The 17,206-nt window shown below is 71.7% G+C and carries 18 protein-coding genes; 16 read left to right on the plus strand and 2 right to left on the minus strand.

What is annotated here, in order from left to right; translation table 11 throughout:
- Positions 1–201 precede the first annotated feature (201 nt).
- Complete coding sequence (locus tag ACZ4S3_RS21935; RefSeq protein WP_467936670.1) at positions 202–417, plus strand: hypothetical protein; 216 nt, start codon at positions 202–204, stop codon at positions 415–417.
- A gap of 165 nt (positions 418–582) precedes the next feature.
- Here ACZ4S3_RS21935 and ACZ4S3_RS21940 read toward each other — a convergent pair whose 3' ends face one another.
- Positions 583–1,617: a YihY/virulence factor BrkB family protein gene (locus tag ACZ4S3_RS21940; RefSeq protein WP_467936672.1), complete on the minus strand. Its 1,035-nt coding sequence runs from the start codon at positions 1,615–1,617 to the stop codon at positions 583–585.
- A gap of 18 nt (positions 1,618–1,635) precedes the next feature.
- On the opposite strand from ACZ4S3_RS21940, the gene ACZ4S3_RS21945 reads away from it, so the two are divergent.
- Positions 1,636–3,279 carry an acyl-CoA dehydrogenase family protein gene (locus ACZ4S3_RS21945; RefSeq protein WP_467936674.1) on the plus strand — a complete coding sequence of 548 codons (1,644 nt, stop codon included), beginning with the start codon at positions 1,636–1,638 and terminating at the stop codon, positions 3,277–3,279.
- A gap of 221 nt (positions 3,280–3,500) precedes the next feature.
- Here the strand turns inward: ACZ4S3_RS21945 and ACZ4S3_RS21950 are convergent, their stop codons facing one another.
- Positions 3,501–3,917, minus strand: coding sequence for a hypothetical protein (locus ACZ4S3_RS21950; RefSeq protein ID WP_467936676.1), 417 nt, complete (start codon positions 3,915–3,917; stop codon positions 3,501–3,503).
- Between the two features lie 325 nt (positions 3,918–4,242).
- On the opposite strand from ACZ4S3_RS21950, the gene ACZ4S3_RS21955 reads away from it, so the two are divergent.
- From ACZ4S3_RS21955 to ACZ4S3_RS22020, 14 genes are all read left to right on the plus strand, one after another.
- Complete coding sequence (locus ACZ4S3_RS21955) at positions 4,243–5,535, plus strand: GAF domain-containing protein (protein ID WP_467936678.1); 1,293 nt, start codon at positions 4,243–4,245, stop codon at positions 5,533–5,535.
- 265 nt (positions 5,536–5,800) lie between these two features.
- Positions 5,801–6,658: an LLM class flavin-dependent oxidoreductase gene (locus tag ACZ4S3_RS21960; protein WP_467936680.1), complete on the plus strand. Its 858-nt coding sequence runs from the start codon at positions 5,801–5,803 to the stop codon at positions 6,656–6,658.
- Positions 6,659–6,784: 126 nt separating this feature from the next.
- Positions 6,785–7,444 carry a class F sortase gene (locus ACZ4S3_RS21965; protein WP_467936682.1) on the plus strand — a complete coding sequence of 220 codons (660 nt, stop codon included), beginning with the start codon at positions 6,785–6,787 and terminating at the stop codon, positions 7,442–7,444.
- A 64-nt stretch (positions 7,445–7,508) separates the two neighbouring features.
- The gene (locus ACZ4S3_RS21970) at positions 7,509–8,102 is read left to right on the plus strand and encodes a GNAT family N-acetyltransferase (protein ID WP_467936684.1); all 594 of its coding nucleotides are present in this window, start codon (positions 7,509–7,511) and stop codon (positions 8,100–8,102) included.
- Positions 8,103–8,194: 92 nt separating this feature from the next.
- Positions 8,195–8,278, plus strand: a complete 84-nt coding sequence (locus tag ACZ4S3_RS21975; RefSeq protein ID WP_350257049.1) for a putative leader peptide — start codon at positions 8,195–8,197, stop codon at positions 8,276–8,278.
- A 212-nt stretch (positions 8,279–8,490) separates the two neighbouring features.
- Complete coding sequence (locus ACZ4S3_RS21980; RefSeq protein WP_467936686.1) at positions 8,491–10,203, plus strand: nitrite/sulfite reductase; 1,713 nt, start codon at positions 8,491–8,493, stop codon at positions 10,201–10,203.
- Entirely contained in the window at positions 10,200–10,400 is a 201-nt protein-coding gene (locus ACZ4S3_RS21985; RefSeq protein WP_467936688.1) for a hypothetical protein, read from the plus strand. Before ACZ4S3_RS21980 ends, ACZ4S3_RS21985 begins: the two co-directional genes overlap by 4 nt.
- A complete protein-coding gene (locus ACZ4S3_RS21990; protein ID WP_467936690.1) occupies positions 10,397–11,086 on the plus strand; it encodes a phosphoadenylyl-sulfate reductase in 690 nt (229 codons plus the stop codon). Before ACZ4S3_RS21985 ends, ACZ4S3_RS21990 begins: the two co-directional genes overlap by 4 nt.
- Entirely contained in the window at positions 11,086–11,733 is a 648-nt protein-coding gene (gene cysC / locus ACZ4S3_RS21995) for an adenylyl-sulfate kinase (RefSeq protein ID WP_467937011.1), read from the plus strand. Before ACZ4S3_RS21990 ends, cysC begins: the two co-directional genes overlap by 1 nt.
- Positions 11,730–12,677: a sulfate adenylyltransferase subunit CysD gene (cysD, locus tag ACZ4S3_RS22000; protein WP_467936692.1), complete on the plus strand. Its 948-nt coding sequence runs from the start codon at positions 11,730–11,732 to the stop codon at positions 12,675–12,677. The genes cysC and cysD overlap by 4 nt, the downstream gene beginning before the upstream one ends.
- A 2-nt stretch (positions 12,678–12,679) precedes the next feature.
- Positions 12,680–14,074 (plus strand): sulfate adenylyltransferase subunit 1, encoded by a 1,395-nt coding sequence (locus tag ACZ4S3_RS22005; protein WP_467936694.1) that lies wholly within the window; start codon positions 12,680–12,682, stop codon positions 14,072–14,074.
- 214 nt (positions 14,075–14,288) lie between these two features.
- A complete protein-coding gene (locus ACZ4S3_RS22010) occupies positions 14,289–15,395 on the plus strand; it encodes an aliphatic sulfonate ABC transporter substrate-binding protein (protein ID WP_467936696.1) in 1,107 nt (368 codons plus the stop codon).
- A 46-nt stretch (positions 15,396–15,441) separates the two neighbouring features.
- A complete protein-coding gene (locus ACZ4S3_RS22015; RefSeq protein ID WP_467936698.1) occupies positions 15,442–16,245 on the plus strand; it encodes an ABC transporter ATP-binding protein in 804 nt (267 codons plus the stop codon).
- On the plus strand, positions 16,232–17,203 hold the full coding sequence (locus ACZ4S3_RS22020; protein WP_467936700.1) for an ABC transporter permease: 972 nt from the start codon (positions 16,232–16,234) through the stop codon (positions 17,201–17,203). The genes ACZ4S3_RS22015 and ACZ4S3_RS22020 overlap by 14 nt, the downstream gene beginning before the upstream one ends.
- Positions 17,204–17,206: the final 3 nt, after the last annotated feature.

Below are 17,206 nucleotides of genomic sequence, written 5' to 3' on the forward strand. Positions count from 1 at the left end.
AGGGCGTCAGATGCACTGCGTTCGCTGCGCTCACTACGTCGGCCGGGTCGTCAGCGCCGTCAACGTCTCGACACATGCGGGCCGTTGCCCGGCCGAGGAGGCGCGGATGTCTCTCCTTCCCGCACTCCGTGAAGCCGCCGCGGACATCGAGGCGGACCCGCGCGTCGCGGGCCGATACGCTCAGGGAACCTGGACATCGCCATGTTCCGCCTCCAGAAAACGGACTTCGCCCTCGCCCGCCATGAGGGCCAGGACGTGGTGTGCGTCTGGCTGAGCCGCTCGGTATCGGACGAGGACGCCGCGCTGGACCTCCTCCTGGACGCCCTCGGCCTCGACCGCGGCGCGCTCTGGTTCCTCGGCAACCCCGAGCGAGGCATCACGGAGCCGGAACCCCCGGCGAGGTTCCCCACCATCTGACGGCATCGCGCATTTCGGCCGCATACCGCGCCGCGCGATCCTTGGCACGGCACACAGATCTCCCGCTGCGGCCGAAGCATTGTCCGCGTGGTGAAGTTTCGTTCGCGCGACTAGCCGAGGATCCTCTCCTCGCGCCCCGGGACTGCCAACGGCCCGCGCACCGCGTCACCCGCCGGACGGCCCCCGGCCGGGCTCGTCCCCATCGGCCCGGTCGCCGCCCGCGGTTCCCTTCCGCTCCCCCACCGCATGCACCCGCCGCTCCCGCTCCGCGCGCCCGGCGGCGGTGGCGACCGACGGCCACACCCGGTCGAAGGCGGCGTTCGTCGCGGCCCCGACCAGTACCGCGAAGGCGGACACGCCGATCCACAGCAGGACGGCCACCGGTGCGGCCAACGACCCGTAGATGGTGGGCCCCTCGACGGTCGAGACGAGGTAGATCCGCAGCAGAAAGCTGCCGAGCACCCAGATCCCGAGCGCGACGACCGCGCCGGGGATGTCCTCCGGCCAGGGCGAACGGACCGGCACGGACGCATGGTAGAGCGTGGTCAGGAAGGCGACGGACAGGATCAGCACGACCGGCCAGTACAGGGTCCGGATGACGTCCGCGCTGGCCGGCAGCCAGCTGACGACCGCGTCCGGTCCGGCCACCATCAGCGGCAGCGCGACGGCGCCGACGACCAGGGCGGCGAGGTAGAGCGCGAACGCCAGCAGGCGGGTCTTGACGATGCCGCGCCGGCCGTCGAGCCCGTACATGATGGTGATGGTGTCGACAAAGACATTCAGCGCCCGGGAGCCGGACCACAGGGCGATGGCGAAGCCGAGCGAGATGACGTCGGGGCGGCGGCCGGTGAAGACGTCGTCCAGCAGCGGGCGGGCGATCTCGTTCACGCCCTTGCCGGAGAGCACGGTGCCGGAGGCGCTGAGGATGTTCTGCCGGATGGTGTCGATGGTCGCGTGACCGATCCACTGCTCCATATAGCCGAGCAGGCCGATCAGTCCGAGCAGCAGCGGCGGCAGCGACAGCAGACAGAAGAACGCCGCCTCGGCGGCCAGACCGGTGACGCGGTACTCCATGCAGGAGTTGACGATGTCCTTGAGCAGCAGCCACGCCAGCCGGCGCTTGGAGACATTGCGGTAGAGGACCCGGGCCCTGGTCAGACGGCCCGCCGGCCGTTTGACTGGTTCGTTTGCTGGCTGCACCTCCTTACCGTATCTGCCATGGCAGCCAGCACTCATACGGTCACGAACCAGCCCCCGCCACTGGTCGGATACGACGTCTTCGCCTCCGATCCGGCGCTCACCGAGGGCATCACGCGGTATATCGACGACGCCCGGCTCGATGCGGTGCGCGAGGAACTGGGCCGGCTGGGGCAGGCGGCCGGTTCGGCGCATGCTCAGCGGTGGGCCGAACAGGCCAACGCCTCCCCGCCTGTCCTGCACACCCACGACCGCTACGGACATCGCCTGGACGAGGTGGAGTTCCACCCGGCCTGGCACCGGCTGCTCGGGCACGCCGTGACGGCCGGCCTCACCGACGCCTGGTCGCGCCCGGACGGCCATGTCCGCCGTACCGCCGGATTCCTGGTCTGGTCACAGGCCGAGGCGGGACACACCTGCCCGGTGTCCATGACGCATGCGGCGGTGCCCGCACTGCGCGCCGATCCGGAGCTGGCCGCCGAGTGGGAGCCGCTGCTGACCTCACGGGTGTACGAGCGGGAGCTGCGGCCGGCCGCCGAGAAGGGCGGGGCGCTGGCCGGCATGGCGATGACGGAGAAGCAGGGCGGCAGCGACGTACGGGCCAACACCACCCGCGCCGAGCCGCTGGCCGCGTCCGGGGAGTACGTCCTGACCGGCCACAAGTGGTTCTGTTCCGCGCCGATGTCGGACGTCTTCCTGGTGCTGGCGCAGGCGCCGGGCGGGCTCACCTGTTTTCTGCTGCCGCGGGTGCTGCCGGACGGGACCCGTAACGCGTTCCGGATCCAGCGGCTCAAGGACAAGCTCGGCAACCGCTCCAACGCCTCGGCGGAGATCGAGTTCGACGGGCAGACCTGGGCGCGCCGGGTGGGCGAGGAGGGGCGCGGGGTGGCGACGATCATCGAGATGGTCGCGGCGACCCGGCTGGACTGTGTGACCGGGTCGGCGGCGGTGATGCGGCAGGCGGTGGCGCAGGCGGTGCACCACTGCGCCTACCGGGAGGCGTTCGGGGGGCCGCTGATCGACAAGCCGCTGATGCGCAATGTGCTGGCCGATCTGGCGCTGGAGTCGGAGGCGGCGACGACGCTGGCGCTACGGCTGGCGGCGGCGTACGACGGCGGCACCGAGCAGGACCGGCACTTTCTGCGGCTGGCGGTCCCGGCCGCCAAGTACTGGGTGACCAAGCGGTGCACACCGGTGGCGGCCGAGGCGCTGGAGTGCCTGGGCGGCAACGGCTATGTCGAGGAGTCGGGGATGCCGCGGCTGCTGCGCGAGGCGCCGCTGAACTCCATCTGGGAGGGCTCGGGAAACGTCCAGGCGCTGGACGCCCTGCGGGCGCTGCGGCACGAACCGGCCGCCCTGAACGCGTACTTGACGGAGATCGGCACGGCCCGCGGCGCGGACCACCGGCTGGACCGGGCGATCAAGGAGCTGTTGACCGAACTCGCCGATCTGCACGGCGTCGAGGCGCGGGCCCGGCGGCTGGTGGAGCGGCTGGCGCTGGTACTGCAGGGGTCGCTGCTGGTGCGGTACGCGCCGCCCGAGGTGGCGGACGCCTTCTGCGCGTCCCGGCTGGGCGGCGACGCGGGCGCGGCATTCGGGACGCTGCCGCACACGCTGGACCTGGCCACGATCGTGACGCGGGCGCGACCGGTCAGGGACTGCTGAGCGCTACGGGAACAATCCCTGGACCTCGCCTCGTTGGTGGCCCGTAGGGGGGCCTTGCGACCCCTACGGGATCTGTTCGGCAACCCCCTGGGGGCTGGCGCGGCGGCGGTTCCGCGTTCCCTCTGGAGGGGCGGGGGCTTCCTCCGGGGACGGGACGGGGGGTTACCGCCGCCGCGCCGGTCAAGGAGGGGTGCCGCGCCGACTCGGCACCCTTCCCGGTCTCAGGGCCATCTCGGCGGGTCCGCCGCGGTCCGCCCGCGTACCGCCGCATCGATGGCCAGGATGAGGTCGCCGTCGGGTGCGTCCGGCCGGAAGCCGACCAGCACCCCGCGGGCCTCGTAGTACCGCAGGACCCGGCCGGCGTCCTCCCCTTCCGCGCGGCCCGGTTCGCGCAGATACGCGACGAGATCGGCGAAGGCCGGCGCGGGCAGCAGACCCCCGAGGCCGGCCACCCTGCCGAGCACCTGGGGTGCGCCGTCGATGACATAGCCGTCGGCGGGCAGCGGCTGACGTCTGATCAGAACGTCGACCGCGGGCAGCCGGGGTACCCCGTAGTGGGCGGCCAGCCGTCCGGCGCGTGCGATACGCAGTCCCTCCGTCGCTCCGATCACCACGACGCGCGGAGCGATCGCCCTCATGATGAGCTCTCCTCCCGCACCGTGCCCTGCGGATGTGGCGGCGGCCGATGGAATCCCCGGCGGACAGCCGGCGGGCTCGCCGACGGGTGACCGGCGCGCCTGCGGACGGGGTCCCCCCGCGCCTTTAAGGCGTGGGGGAGGGAAGCCATCGGCCGCTGGGACCAGATTTCCCGGTACGCGTCATAGGCCACAACGGTTGCATCCCGTTGCAGTGGATCTGCCCAATGGGCCTACGGCTCCGCCCTGGTGACGGCACGATGGGCACGGGCCAGGTGGCGGCACCGGCACCGGTGGCCGCCGTGACAGTTGCGCAACGGGGGGCAGCGTGAAGGACACAGCGATCGGCAGCGCCGTCCGGTCGGCCCAGGACATCCGGGAGACCGCACGCCGCCTCGCCTCGGTCCGTGAGGCCGCGCTCTCGGGGGAGCTGCCGCCCGATGCGCCGCTGGGGGCGCCCCGCCCGGTCATCGGCGAGTCCTGGCTGCGGGCCATCGGCTCGGGCGTCGACCCGGAGCGGGACCGGCTCCAACACCCGCTGCCCATGGCCGAGTTGGAGCACCGTCGCCAGCAGTCCCAGCTGACGACGGTGCTGCCGGTCCTCAACGACGGGCTGCTGGCGGCCGCCGACGCGGCGCAGCAGATCATGGTCGTCACCGATGCCGAGGGCCGGGTGCTGTGGCGGGAGGGCAGCGCGCCGGTCCGGCGGATGGCCGACCGGCTGGGCTTCGACAAGGGCGCCGACTGGACGGAGGGCGTCGTCGGCACCAACGCGATCGGCACCGCGCTGGTGGCCCGGCGCCCGGTGCTGGTGCATTCCGCCGAGCACTTCGTCCGCTCGCACCACCAGTGGACGTGTGCCGCGGCGCCGCTGCACGACCCGCGCGACGGACGCCTGCTGGGCACCGTGGATATCAGCGGCCCGGCGCCCTCCTTCCACCCCACGACGCTGTCCCTGGTCTCCGCCGTCGCCCGGCTCGCGGAGGGCGAGCTGCGCACCCGGCATCACGCGTCACTGGCGCGGCTGCGGTCGAGCGCGGCGCCGGTGCTGGCGCGGATCGGCGGGCGGGCGCTGGCCGTCGATCCGAACGGCTGGACCGCCGGGGTCACCGGAATGACCCCGCCGGACCGGGTGGCGCTGCCCAAGGCGCCCCAGGCCGGTCCGCTGTGGCTGCCGCGGTACGGCATGTGCACGCTGGAGCCGCTGCCCGGCGGCTGGCTGATCCGGATCGGCCGGGAGGAGCCGGCGGACGGGCCCAGCCGGGTGCTGCTGGACGTCAGCGGGCGGGACGGTGCGGCAGTCACCGTCACGGGGCCGGCCGGCGGCTGGTCGCACGAGCTGTCCCCGCGCCACGCCGAGCTGCTGTTCGTCCTCGCCGTGCATCATCCCGAGGGCCGCAGCGCCGCCGAGCTCGCGCAGGACCTGTTCGGCGACCGCGGGCGTACGGTCACGGTGCGCGCCGAGCTGTCCCGGCTGCGCCGCCATCTGGCGGGGGTGCTGACGCACCGGCCGTACCGCTTCGCGGACGGGGTGGAGGTGGAGCTGCGGCTGCCGCCGCGGCGCGTACAGCTGCTGCCGCAGTCGTCGGCGCCGGCGGTGGTGGCGGCGCGGCGGGGGTGAGGGGTTGGGGGTGCGGGGCCGGGCGTGCGCGGTTGGGCGCGTGCGGGGCGGGGCGCGGGCGGAATCAAAAATCGCGTGCGGACGCGCGTTCGTTTCCCCTACGCTGGCCGCGCTCTGAAGACAGCTCTCCAGAAGGACGTCGCGGAACGGGAGCAGCGCGCGCCGCCGCAGGGCAGGTGCGTGGCCAAACGAGTGGGCGACACGACAATCCGTGATGGCGCATGCCCGCATGCCGTCCGGCCCGCCCGTCCTTCTGGAGGACCTCATGTCCGTAGGCCTCGGCCTTCCCATCGGCGATCCCGCGCAGCTGCTCACCTGGGCCCGGCGCGCCGACGCCACTCCCTTCACCACCGTCGCGCTGCTCGACCGGCTGGTGTTCACCAACCCCGAGCCGCTGATCACCCTGGCCACCCTGGCCGGTGCCACCTCCCGTGTCCGGGTGCAGACCGAGGTGCTGCTCGCCCCGCTGCACGCCACGCCGCTGCTCGCCAAGCAGGCCGCCACCCTCGACCTGCTCTCCGGCGGGCGCTTCACGCTCGGCATCGGGCTGGGCGGGCGCGAGGACGACTACCTGGCCGCGGGCGTCGACATCCGTACCCGGGGCCGCCGCCTCGACCAGCAGATGGCGGAGCTGCGGCGACTGTGGGCCGGTGAGCCGTTCGCCGAGGATGTCGGTCCGATCGGTCCCGCTCCGGCGCGGTCCGGCGGCCCCGAGGTGCTCTTCGGCGGCTTTGTGCCCGCCGTGGTGGAGCGGGTCGCCCGCTGGGGCGACGGCTTCCTCGGCGCCGCACTGCCGCCCCAGCAGATGGACGGCATGTTCCGTGATGTGGAGGCCGCCTGGACCCGGGCCGGCCGGGAGGGACTGCCGCGGCTGGTGGCCCAGGTCAACGCGGCTCTCGGCCCTCAGCCGGTGATCGACCGGGCCCGCCGGGAGCTGCGCGCGTACTACGGGCCGGACGCCGGCTGGACCGACCACATCGTGAACGGGATGCTCACCACCCGGGCGCAGATCCGCGACGCGGTGGCCGCGTTCACGGCGATCGGCGCCGATGAGGTGATGCTCTACTGCTGGTCGCCTGACCCGGACCAGGTCGGGCGGCTCGCCGACGCGGTGTTCGGGTAGGCGCGGCCGCCGGTCGGTGAGCCGGTCACCCGATCGGCCGTGTGCTGTCGCCTCCCGCGCGCCGCGCGCCTAGCGTGCCGTCCCAGGACCGTGCGCGGAGGGGAGCACGGCCCCGGGAGGAGAGCGATGAGCCTGTTGGGCCGGCCCGAGGAGCCGCGCGCGGAACCCGCCCCGCGCCGGCCCAACTGGGGCGTGCTGGCCCTGGTCGGCCTCACCGGCTTCGGCATGCTGCGCAGCGGGCTGTCGGACGAGGCCGACGGCCCGCCGCAGCCGGCCGGCGGCACCGCGCTCTCCCGCGCCGACCGCCACCTCTCCGGTCCGCGCCCGCTCGCCCGCTCGGCCGTCTCCCGGGTGGCCATCCCCTCGCTCCGGGTCTCCGCCCCGGTCGTACCGCTCGGCCTGGACAAGGACGGCTGGATAGCCGCCCCGCCCGCGCGGAACCCCAACCTCGCGGGCTGGTACACCCACGCCCCGACGCCGGGCGAGCGGGGCACCGCCGTCATCGTTGGCCATGTCGACACCTATAGCGGCCCCGCGGTCTTCTACCGCCTGGGCTCCCTCAAGAAGGGCCAGACGATCCGGGTGACCCGCAAGGACGGGCGCACCGCGGTTTTCGAGGTCTACGGCGTCCAGGTCTTCAGCAAGCGGCACTTCCCGGCCAGGGAGGTCTACGGCGCCACCGGGCACCCCGAGCTCCGCCTCCTGACCTGTGGCGGCGGCTATTCCGCGAGTGCCGGTTACGCGGGGAATGTGGTGGTCTTCGCCCGAATGACGGGGATCGCGTAGCGGACGTCCGTCCACGCACCGGGCCGGGCCCCGCCACCGAACATCCGTGTGATGTGCTGACGCCATGAGCAGCGTCGCCGTCACCACCTGGTATCTGGAGCAGACCTCGCGCGCCGACCTCGCCCCCGCCGGGCGGCCGCCCTCCGAGCGGGGTGTCCGGATCGTCGGGTCCGAGGTGCCGTCGCCGGAATTCAGCCGGTTCCTCTATACGGCGGTCGGCGGGGACATTCTGTGGACGGACCGGCTGAGCTGGTCGTATGCGCGGTGGGCGGAGTATCTGGCGCGGCCGGGGGTGGAGACCTGGGTGGCGTACGAGCGCGGGACGCCCGCCGGCTTCATCGAGCTGGACGCGCAGCCGGAGGGTGTCGTGGAGATCGCCTACTTCGGGCTGATACCGGGTTTCCGGGGGCGCCGGATCGGCGGGCAGCTGCTCGCGTACGGCACGGAGCGGGCCTGGGACCTGGCGGAGCGGTGGCCGGAACGGGAGCGGACGCGGCGGGTGTGGGTGCACACCTGCAGCGACGACGGCGTGCATGCGAGGGCCAACTACGAGCGGCGCGGGTTCCGGGTGTACGAGACGACGGTGACCGAGGAGCCCCAGGTCGCGATGCCCGGCCCGTGGCCCGGCGCGGGGCCGGTCACGCCGGTCGCCGAGTGACCCATGACACAGTGTCCCAACATTCGGGACAGTGATGTCCAAATCCTGGACGACGGTGGACTGGCCGGAGAACGACGTGCCACGCTTCCGTCATGTCCAGAGCTGGAATTGCCTTGGTGAGTCGGCGGCACGTCGACCTCGGCCGCATGTCCAGCGCCATTTGTCGGGCAGGCTGACGAAGCGCCGACCAGGGCTCCGAGCCCCGGCCCGGCACCGCCAGCACCACCGATTTCCCGCCGTCCCCATCGTCGCGGACAGGCCGGCACCCGCCCCTGCAGCACACCTCCGACGCGTTGCCACGCGCCGCGTTTCGGTATGTCTGCACAGGTCACCGCGGGCACGCCGGGCCCGTCCGCACCCTTGAGCCCGCCCAGAAGGACGTACACCCATGGCCGCCGACACCCCGGAACTCCCCCAGCCCTCGGCCGGGGCCGCAAAGCCGCGCCGCAAGGCCGGCCGCCACCGCGGCGAGGGCCAGTGGGCCGTTGGCCACTTCACGCCGCTCAACGGCAACGAGCAGTTCAAGAAGGACGACGACGGTCTCAATGTGCGGACACGCATTGAGACGGTCTACTCCAAGGCCGGCTTCGACTCCATCGACCCCAACGACCTGCGCGGACGGATGCGTTGGTGGGGTCTGTACACCCAGCGCAGGCCCGGGATCGACGGCGGCAAGACCGCGATCCTGGAGCCGGAGGAGCTGGACGACAAGTACTTCATGCTGCGGGTCCGCATCGACGGCGGGCGGCTGACCACCGAGCAGCTGCGGGTGATCGGCGAGATCTCGCAGGAGTTCGCCCGCGGCACCGCCGACATCACCGACCGGCAGAACGTCCAGTACCACTGGATCCGCATCGAGGACGTCCCGGAGATCTGGCAGCGGCTCGAAGCCGTCGGCCTGTCGACCACCGAGGCGTGCGGTGACACCCCCCGCGTCATCCTCGGCTCGCCGGTCGCCGGTATCGCCGAGAACGAGATCATCGACGGCACCCCGGTGATCGAGGAGATCCACCGCCGGATCGTCGGCAACCCCGAGTTCTCCAACCTGCCGCGCAAGTTCAAGTCCGCGGTCTCCGGCTCGCCCCTGCTGGACGTCGCGCACGAGATCAACGACATCTCGTTCGTCGGCGTCGAGCACCCCGAGCACGGCCCCGGCTTCGACGTCTGGGTCGGCGGCGGCCTCTCCACCAACCCCAAGCTCGGTGTCCGGCTGGGCGCCTGGGTCTCGCGCGAGGAGGCCGCCGATGTCTACGAAGGCGTCATCTCGATCTTCCGCGACTACGGCTACCGCCGGCTGCGCACCCGCGCCCGCCTGAAGTTCCTGGTCGCCGACTGGGGCCCGGAGAAGTTCCGCCAGGTGCTGGAGGACGAGTACCTCAAGCGGAAGCTGACCGACGGCCCCGCCCCGGCCCAGCCCGACCAGCAGTGGCGCGACCACGTCGGCGTGCACAAGCAGACGGACGGCCGCTTCTACGTGGGCTTCGCCCCGCGCGTCGGCCGGGTCGACGGCGCCACCCTCACCAAGATCGCCGACCTGGCCGCGGAGCACGGCTCGGGCCGGCTGCGGACCACCGCCGAGCAGAAGATGATCGTGCTGGACATCGACGAGTCGCAGGTCGACTCGCTGGTCTCCGGTCTGGAGTCGCTGGACCTGCGGGTCACGCCGTCCCCGTTCCGGCGCGGCACGATGGCCTGCACCGGCATCGAGTTCTGCAAGCTGGCGATCGTCGAGACCAAGGGCCGCGGCTCCTCGCTGATCGACGAACTCGAGCGCCGTCTCCCGGAGTTCGAGGAGCCGGTCACCATCAACCTCAACGGCTGCCCGAACGCCTGCGCCCGTATCCAGGTCGCGGACATCGGTCTCAAGGGCCAGCTGGTGCTGGACGACGACGGCAACCAGGTCGAGGGCTACCAGGTCCACCTGGGCGGCGCGCTGGGCCTGGAGGCCGGATTCGGCCGTAAGGTCCGCGGACTGAAGGTCACCGCCGACGAACTGCCCGACTACGTCGAGCGGGTGCTGCGCAACTTCCAGGAGCAGCGCACCGACGGTGAGCGGTTCGCCCAGTGGGCCGCCCGCGCGGAAGAGGGTGCGCTGAAGTGAGCGAGCGTGCCGCCCCGTTCTACTGCCCGTACTGCGGTGACGAGGACCTGCGGCCCTCCGAGGAGGGTTCGGTCCGCGGCGAGGGTGCCGCCTGGGAATGCCGTTCGTGCAGCCGCGCGTTCCGGCTGAAGTTCCTGGGCCTGCTCTCGCAAGGGCTGTCCGCTTCCCCGTCACCCTCTGCCGGAGGTGCGTCGTGACCACTGCCACCGATCTGCCGCAGCTCGCCGAGCGCGCGGGCCGCGACCTGGAGGACGCGGCCCCGCTCGAGATCCTCACCTGGGCCGGCGAGACGTTCGGCGCCCGCTTCTGCGTCACCTCCTCCATGGAGGACGCGGTCGTCGCCCACCTCGCCTCGCGCGCCATCCCCGGCGTGGACGTGGTGTTCCTCGACACCGGCTACCACTTCCCGGAAACCATCGGGACGCGGGACGCGGTCGCCGAGGTGATGGACGTCAACGTCATCACCCTGACGCCCCGTCAGACGGTCGCGGAGCAGGACGCCCGGTACGGGCCGAAGCTGCACGACCGGGACCCGGACCTGTGCTGCGCGCTGCGTAAGGTCAAGCCGCTCGAAGAGGGCCTGACCGGCTACGACGCCTGGGCGACCGGGCTGCGCCGGGACGAGTCCCCGACCCGGGCGAACACCCCGGTCGTCGGCTGGGACGCCAAGCGCCAGAAGGTCAAGATCTCGCCGATCGCCCGCTGGACGCAGGCCGATGTGGATGCCTACGTCGCCGAGCACGGCGTGCTCACCAACCCGCTGCTGATGGACGGTTACGCCTCCGTCGGCTGCGCCCCCTGCACCCGCCGGGTTCTGGCGGGCGAGGACGCGCGGGCGGGCCGCTGGGCAGGCAGTAACAAGACCGAGTGCGGCTTGCACTGATGGCCGAACTGCAGGATTTTCGGGGCGCGGCCGAGGGCACATTGCGCACAGCGCAGGGCACCTCGCCGGGCACACAGGATGTTCAGGACGTTGCGGATGTTCAGGAGAAGCCGATGACGGGCGCCACGGTGTGGCTGACCGGACTGCCGAGCGCAGGCAAGACCACGATCGCGTATGCGCTCGCGGAGCGGCTGCGCGGCGAGGGCCGCCGGGTCGAGGTCCTCGACGGCGACGAGATCCGCGAATTCCTCTCCGCCGGCCTCGGCTTCACCCGCGCCGACCGGCACACCAACGTCCAGCGGATCGGGTTCGTCGCCGAGCTGCTGGCGAGCAACGGGGTCACCGCCCTGGTGCCGGTGATCGCGCCGTACACGGAGTCCCGTGAGGCGGTGCGCAAGCGCCACCAGGCCGAGGGCAGCGCGTACCTCGAGGTGCATGTGGCCACCCCGGTCGAGGTGTGCTCCGAGCGCGATGTGAAGGGGCTGTACGCCAAGCAGGCGGCCGGTGAGATATCCGGGCTGACCGGCGTGGACGACCCCTACGAGCAGCCCGAATCGCCCGACCTGCGCATCGAGTCGCACACCCAGACCGTGCAGGAGTCCGCAGCCGCGCTCTACGAGCTGCTCGTCGAAAGGGGACTGGCGTGACCACCGCGACCGTTCGTACCGAGACCGGCGGCGAGTCCGGCGACAGCCCGTACGCGCTGTCGCACCTGGACGCCCTGGAGTCCGAGGCGGTGCACATCTTCCGGGAGGTGGCGGGCGAGTTCGAGCGGCCGGTGATCCTCTTCTCCGGTGGCAAGGACTCCATCGTCATGCTGCACCTCGCGCTGAAGGCGTTCGCGCCGGCCGCGGTGCCCTTCTCCCTCCTGCACGTCGACACCGGGCACAACTTCCCCGAGGTCCTCGACTACCGCGACCGCACCGTCGAGCAGCACGGCCTGCGGCTGCACGTCGCCTCCGTACAGGACTTCATCGACCGCGGTGAGCTGCGCGAGCGCCCCGACGGCACCCGTAACCCGCTGCAGACCGTGCCGCTGCTGGACGCCATCGAGAAGAACCGCTTCGACGCGGTCTTCGGCGGCGGCCGCCGGGACGAGGAGAAGGCCCGCGCCAAGGAGCGGGTGTTCTCGCTGCGCGACGAGTTCGGCGGCTGGGACCCGCGCCGGCAGCGCCCCGAGCTGTGGCAGCTCTACAACGGCCGCCACTCGCCCGGCGAACACGTCCGCGTCTTCCCGCTGTCCAACTGGACCGAGCTGGACGTATGGCAGTACATCGCCCGCGAGAAGATCGAACTGCCCGCCATCTACTACGCCCATGAGCGCGAGGTCTTCGGCCGGGCCGGCATGTGGCTGTCGCCCGGCGAGTGGGGCGGCCCCAAGGACGGCGAGACCCTCGAGACGCGGTGGGTGCGCTACCGCACGGTGGGCGATATGTCCTGCACCGGTGCGGTCGACTCCGACGCCGACACCATCGAGGCCGTCATCGCGGAGATCGCCGCATCCCGGCTCACCGAGCGGGGCGCAACGAGGGCCGACGACAAGATGTCCGAGGCCGCCATGGAGGACCGTAAGCGCGAGGGGTACTTCTAACAATGAGCACCACCAATGCTGTTGAGGGCGATGGGGGTCCCCCCTGCTCGAGCGGAGCCGAGAGCTTGGGGGAGGACGCCGGCGCGACCTCGTTGCTGCGGTTCGCCACCGCCGGCTCCGTCGACGACGGCAAGTCGACCCTGGTCGGCCGGCTGCTCCACGACTCCAAGTCGGTGCTCGCCGACCAGCTCGAGGCCGTCGAGCGGGCCTCGCTGGGCCGCGGGCAGGAGACGCCCGACCTGGCGCTGCTGACCGACGGGCTGCGCGCCGAGCGGGAGCAGGGCATCACCATCGATGTCGCCTACCGCTACTTCGCCACACCCCGGCGCCGCTTCATCCTCGCCGACACCCCGGGACACGTGCAGTACACCCGCAACATGGTCACGGGTGCCTCGACGGCCGAGCTGGCCGTCGTCCTGGTCGACGCCCGTAACGGTGTCGTCGAGCAGACCCGGCGGCACGCGGCCGTGGCCGCTCTGCTGCGCGTCCCGCACGTCGTCCTCGCGGTCAACAAGATGGACCTGGTCGACTACGCCGAGCCCGTCTTCGCCGCCATCGCCGAGGAGTTCACCACCTACGCCGCCTCGCTGGGCGTCCCGGAGATCACCGCGATCCCGATCTCGGCGCTGGCCGGCGACAACGTCGTGTCCCCCTCGGCCAACATGGACTGGTACGGCGGCCCGACCGTGCTGGAGCACCTGGAGACCGTCCCGGTCGTCGCTGATCCCGCCGAGGACCCCGGCCGCTTCCCGGTCCAGTACGTGATCCGTCCGCAGACCGCCGAACACCCCGACTACCGCGGCTACGCGGGCCAGATCGCCTCAGGCGTGCTGCGCGTCGGCGACCCGGTGACCGTGCTGCCCTCGGGCCGCACCAGCACCATCGAGGCGATCGACGTGCTCGGCCAGGCCGTGGACGTCGCCTGGGCGCCGCAGTCGGTGACCGTCCGGCTCAGCGACGACCTCGACATCTCGCGCGGTGACCTGATCGCCCCGACCGCCTCGGCGCCGTCGGTCTCCCAGGACATCGAGGCCACGATCTGCCATGTCGCGGACCGTCCGCTGACCGTCGGCCAGCGGGTGCTGCTCAAGCACACCACCCGCACGGTCAAGGCGATCGTCAAGGACATCCCCTCCCGTCTGACACTGGACGACCTCTCCCAGCACCCGGCGCCGGGCGAGCTGGCCGCCAACGACATCGGCCGGATCGTGGTGCGGACCGCCGAGCCGCTGGCCCTGGACGCCTACGCCGACTCCCGGCGCACCGGCTCCTTCCTGCTGATCGACCCGGCGGACGGTACGACGCTGACCGCGGGCATGGCGGGCACCGCCTTCGCGGAGGCGGCCGCGGAAGCCGCCCCGGCAGCCGAGGCGGACAACGACGGATGGGACTTCTGAACATGCTGAAAGACATGTTTTCCACCTTCGCGATTGAGGGCGGCCGCATCGGCAGCGGCGCCCTCGGAAGCGGGCAGGGAGGAGTCGGGCGATGTGTGTGCTGACGATGCTCGACTCCGTACCCCCCACACCCCCCTTCCGAAGATCCATCGATCTGCCGGGCGCGCCTTAGAGGGGCGCGTACTGCCCCGGCCCTCCGAGAGGAACTCCTCCCGTGTCTGCCGTTCGTCACCGCCTGCTGGCGGCCGCTGTCTCCGTACCACTCCTGGTGGGCGTGCTGGGCGCCTGCGGCTACGGCTCCGAGGCCAAGAAGGACACCACGGCCGCCGTCGCCCCCAAGGGGCCGAAGACTGACGGGCTCGATCAAGTCCGGATCGGGCTCTTCGGCAACACCACGCACGCCACCCCGCTGATCGGCCTCCAAAAGGGCCTGTTCCAGAAGGAACTGGGCGGCACGGAGGTCAAGCCCTCCGTCTTCAACGCGGGCCCCGCCGAGATCGAGGCGCTCAACTCCGGCTCCATCGACATCGGCTGGATCGGCCCCTCCCCCGCGATCAACGGCTACGTCAAGTCGCACGGCAAGAGCCTGAAGATCATCGCCGGTTCGGCGTCCGGCGGTGTCTCGCTGGTGGTCAACCCGAAGAAGATCAAGAGCCTGGACGATCTCAAGGGCAAGAAGATCGCCACCCCGCAGCTGGGCAACACCCAGGACGTGGCGCTGCTGAACTTCCTGGCCGGCAAGGGCTACAAGGTCGACGCCACGACCGGCAAGGGCGATGTCACCGTCCAGCGCACCGACAACAAGGTGACGCCGACCGCCTTCGAGCAGGGCTCCATCGACGGCGCCTGGGTGCCCGAGCCGACGGCCTCCAAGCTGGTCGCCGCGGGCGGCAAGTCGATCCTGGACGAGAAGAAGCTGTGGAAGGACGGCAAGTTCGTCATCACGAACGTGATCGTCTCCCAGAAGTTCCTCAAGGAGCACCCCAAGGCCGTCGAGGCGGTGCTGCGCGGCTCGGTGCGGACCAACACCTGGATCCGGTCCCACCCGGACGAGGCGAAGAAGGCGCTCAACGACCAGCTCGCCGACTCGCACTTCTCCGGCAAGGCGCTGCCGGAGAACGTCATCGACCCGGCGTTCAAGAACGTCGACATCACCGATGACCCGCTGGCCGCCACCCTGCAGCAGGAGGCGGACCACGCCGTCAAGGCGGGTCTGCTGAAGAAGCCCGATCTCAAGGGCATCTACGACCTCACCCTGCTGAACAAGGTGCTCAAGTCCGAGGGCAAGCAGCCGATCGACGACGCCGGCCTCGGCAGCTGATCGCCCTCCATCCCGTAGCACCGCAGTCCCCCAGGAGGTGACACCGATGACGACCACCACACTCACCAAGCAGCCCGCCCCGGCGGCCCCGGCCGGCACCGTGCCGTACGCCGCTCGTATCGACCATGTCTCGAAGTCGTTCGGCCGCCCCGGCGCGCAGCAGCATGTGCTGGATGACATCAGCATCGATGTCGCACCGGGCGAATTCGTCTGCCTCCTGGGGGCCTCGGGCTGCGGTAAGTCCACCCTGCTCAATCTCGTGGCCGGTCTCGACGCGCCGTCGGCCGGCAGCATCGAGACGCCGGACGGCCGGCCGGCCCTGATGTTCCAGGAACACGCGCTGTTCCCGTGGCTGACCGCGGGCCGCAACATCGAACTGGCGCTGCGGCTGCGCGGGGTGCCGCGCGGCGAGCGCCGTGCCGAGGCCGAGCGGCTGCTCGACCTCGTCCGGCTGCGCGGTGCGTACGGCAAGCGCGTGCACGAGCTGTCCGGCGGTATGCGCCAGCGTGTCGCCATGGCCCGCGCGCTGGCCCAGGACAGCCAGCTGCTGCTGATGGACGAGCCGTTCGCCGCGCTCGACGCCATCACCCGCGACGTCCTGCACGACGAACTCACCCGCATCTGGCGCGAGACGAACCTCTCGGTCCTCTTCGTCACCCACAACGTCCGCGAGGCCGTACGGCTCGCCCAGCGCGTGGTGCTGCTCTCCTCCCGCCCCGGCAAGATCGCCCGCGAGTGGCAGGTGGACATCCCGCAGCCGCGACGCATCGAGGACGCCGCGGTCGCCGACCTTTCCGTCGAGATCACCGAACAGCTCCGTGGGGAGATCCGCCGCCATGGCCAGCACTGAGACCACGTCCGACACCGGAACGGCCGGCGAAGCCGCCGCCGCTCCGGATGCCGGCACGCCCGCCGAAGCGACCGTGCGGCCGCCCGCCGCGCGCGACACCTCCGGTGACCTCGCCGGTCTGGAGGCCGGGCTCGACGCCCTGGAATCCACCGTCGTCGCCCGTCAGCCCTGGCTGCGTACCGCCGTCTCGAAGGCGCTGCCTCCCCTCGTCGCCATCGCGATCGTCCTGGCGCTGTGGCAGCTCGCCTACCACTTCCAGCTCAAGGCGCACTACCTGCTGCCGAGCCCGGTGGAGGTCGCCCGTTCCCTGCGGGACAAGTGGCTCGAGGGCACGCTGCTGAGCTATGTGTGGACCAGCGTCTCCCGAGGTGCCCTCGGCTTCCTGGCCTCGGTCGTCATCGGGACCGCCCTCGGTCTGGTCGTCGCCCGCGTCAAGGCCGTACGGGCGGCGATCGGCCCGATCCTGAGCGGTCTGCAGTCCCTCCCCTCGGTGGCCTGGGTCCCGGCGGCGATCATCTGGTTCGGCCTGAGCGACGCCACCATCTACGCGGTGGTGCTGCTCGGTGCCGTGCCCTCCATCGCCAACGGCCTGGTGGCCGGCGTCGACCAGATCTCCCCCCTCTACCTGCGGGCGGGCCGCACCATCGGCGCCACCGGCCTCGCGGGCGTACGGCATGTCCTCCTGCCCGCCGCGCTCCCCGGCTACATCGCCGGCCTCAAGCAGGGCTGGGCCTTCTCCTGGCGCTCCCTGATGGCCGCCGAACTGATCGTCAACGCGCCCGACCTGGGCACCGGCCTGGGCCAGCTGCTGGAACAGGGCCGCGAGATCGGCGACATGTCCTGGGTGCTGTCCGCGATCCTGCTGATCCTCATCGTCGGTATCGGTATCGAGCTGCTGATCTTCGCCCCGATCGAGCGGCGGGTACTGCGCAGCCGCGGCCTCCTCGTCAAGAGCTGAACC

Source organism: Streptomyces sp. NPDC028368 (genome assembly GCF_055565615.1).

Coding starts and splice junctions, on each gene's coding strand:
- ACZ4S3_RS21935 (WP_467936670.1), top strand. CDS start 202: ATGTTCCGCCTCCAGAAAACGGACTTCGCCCTCGCCCGCCATGAGGGC.
- ACZ4S3_RS21945 (WP_467936674.1), top strand. CDS start 1,636: ATGGCAGCCAGCACTCATACGGTCACGAACCAGCCCCCGCCACTGGTC.
- ACZ4S3_RS21950 (WP_467936676.1), bottom strand. CDS start 3,917: ATGAGGGCGATCGCTCCGCGCGTCGTGGTGATCGGAGCGACGGAGGGA.
- ACZ4S3_RS21960 (WP_467936680.1), top strand. CDS start 5,801: ATGTCCGTAGGCCTCGGCCTTCCCATCGGCGATCCCGCGCAGCTGCTC.
- ACZ4S3_RS21965 (WP_467936682.1), top strand. CDS start 6,785: ATGAGCCTGTTGGGCCGGCCCGAGGAGCCGCGCGCGGAACCCGCCCCG.
- ACZ4S3_RS21970 (WP_467936684.1), top strand. CDS start 7,509: ATGAGCAGCGTCGCCGTCACCACCTGGTATCTGGAGCAGACCTCGCGC.
- ACZ4S3_RS21975 (WP_350257049.1), top strand. CDS start 8,195: ATGTCCAGAGCTGGAATTGCCTTGGTGAGTCGGCGGCACGTCGACCTC.
- ACZ4S3_RS21980 (WP_467936686.1), top strand. CDS start 8,491: ATGGCCGCCGACACCCCGGAACTCCCCCAGCCCTCGGCCGGGGCCGCA.
- cysC (WP_467937011.1), top strand. CDS start 11,086: ATGGCCGAACTGCAGGATTTTCGGGGCGCGGCCGAGGGCACATTGCGC.
- ACZ4S3_RS22005 (WP_467936694.1), top strand. CDS start 12,680: ATGAGCACCACCAATGCTGTTGAGGGCGATGGGGGTCCCCCCTGCTCG.
- ACZ4S3_RS22015 (WP_467936698.1), top strand. CDS start 15,442: ATGACGACCACCACACTCACCAAGCAGCCCGCCCCGGCGGCCCCGGCC.
- ACZ4S3_RS22020 (WP_467936700.1), top strand. CDS start 16,232: ATGGCCAGCACTGAGACCACGTCCGACACCGGAACGGCCGGCGAAGCC.